Consider the following 1,404-nt stretch of genomic DNA (forward strand, 5'->3'; position numbering starts at 1 on the left):
GGGCTTCGAGCGTGGGTTCGCGTTTGACGGTCTTCCCGACGTCGTAACGGGGCGCCGGCCTGCGATTCTTCGTGCCGGGTGGTCGCCCTGGGCCGGGGCGTGTCGGTTGTGGCACGGCTGCCGGGCAGGGTGTCTTCGCGCGGATGTTGCGGAACCCGCGTCGGACCCGGGCGGGCGTGAGCCTGTTCGGCGGCGCGGGCTTCTCCCACGGGCGACGCAGATCCTCGGCGAGGGGCCGGGCGAGGCGGAGCTGGGTGTGCGCGACGATGATCAGCCAGGTCCACAGGTCCGCGGTGTCGGGACGGCGGATCTTCGGGGTGGTCCATCCGAGCGTCTGCTTGATCAGCCTGAAGGTGTGTTCAAGATCGAACCTGCGCAGGAACGTGCGCCAGATCCGGTCCAGGTGCACGGTGTTGATGCCGGTGGCCGAGGACCACAGCCACAGCGGCTTCGCGTCCCTCTCCCCGGGCAGACGCTCGACCTTCAGGCGGACCAACGTGCCGTGGATCAAAGGGATTTCGCCCTCGTGATCAAGCCACGGGCCGCGCTTTTGCAGGCGTTGGTGCATCCGGTCCCACGCACGGGCCTCCGCCTTTCCGTAGCGGGTGGTGTCCGTGGTCGTGGTGGTCTCGGGCTCGTGCCAGCTGTCGGGCTTGGCGAAGGTGAAAACGCCGCCGTGCCGGCGTGGGCGCCCGCCCTTGGGGCCGGAGCGGGCCTCACCCGGGTCGCGGAGCATGACCCGGTCCGAGCGCAGTCGGCCGATCAGCTCGACCGGCAGGTCCGCGAGCACGTGGGCCAGGCGGGTCACGTCGTAGCCGGCGTCCATCACGATGAGGATGTCCGGATCGCCTCGGTGCCAATGGCCTGCCGCGATGATGCGGTCGACGACCTCGCGCAGTTGGGTCGCGGTGACGGCGGTCGCGTCGTCGGCGGGTCCCAGCCGGACCGCGTCCAGCAGCCCGACCCAGGAGGTACGCCCGGACTCCAGAGCGGCAACGAAGGAGTAGGGCCAGCCGGGGATGAGCTGGTCGGCGCTTCTGCCGCGGCCGTAGACGTGGCAGAACAGGCGCTCGTCGCTGGTCGGGGCGTCGGGGCGGAGCCAGTTGGAGACGTCCACGGCCAGGCCGATGCGTCCGTCCGCGAGCCGTGGCAGCGGCAGGCCGGCCAGGGTGCGACGCAGCCGCGTCGGCTCCAACCAGCCCCGGTCCAGCGCGGCATACAGGGCGCCGTGCCCGCGCCGGTGCTCGAGGGCCAGCGACAGTTCGACCAGCGTCTTCACCGGCCCGTCCGTACACAGCACCGCGTCGGTGAGCTCGAAGAGCGCGTCCTGGCGGGCGTAAAGGCAGTCGTAGAACTCGACCCGAAAGCGGGACAAGACGTCCAATGCCGCACTTTCGGGCACAT

At 70.6% G+C, this 1,404-nt stretch carries 1 protein-coding gene; it reads right to left on the reverse strand.

Features of this window, described 5'->3' with window-relative positions; genetic code table 11:
- A partial coding sequence (locus ACH4E7_RS45615) for an NF041680 family putative transposase (protein WP_396255131.1) occupies positions 1 to 1,384 on the reverse strand: 1,384 nt, incomplete at its 3' end.
- Positions 1,385 to 1,404 lie beyond the last annotated feature (20 nt).

The sequence above is a fragment of the Kitasatospora sp. NPDC018058 genome (genome assembly GCF_044327205.1).
GTDB lineage: Bacteria > Actinomycetota > Actinomycetes > Streptomycetales > Streptomycetaceae > Kitasatospora.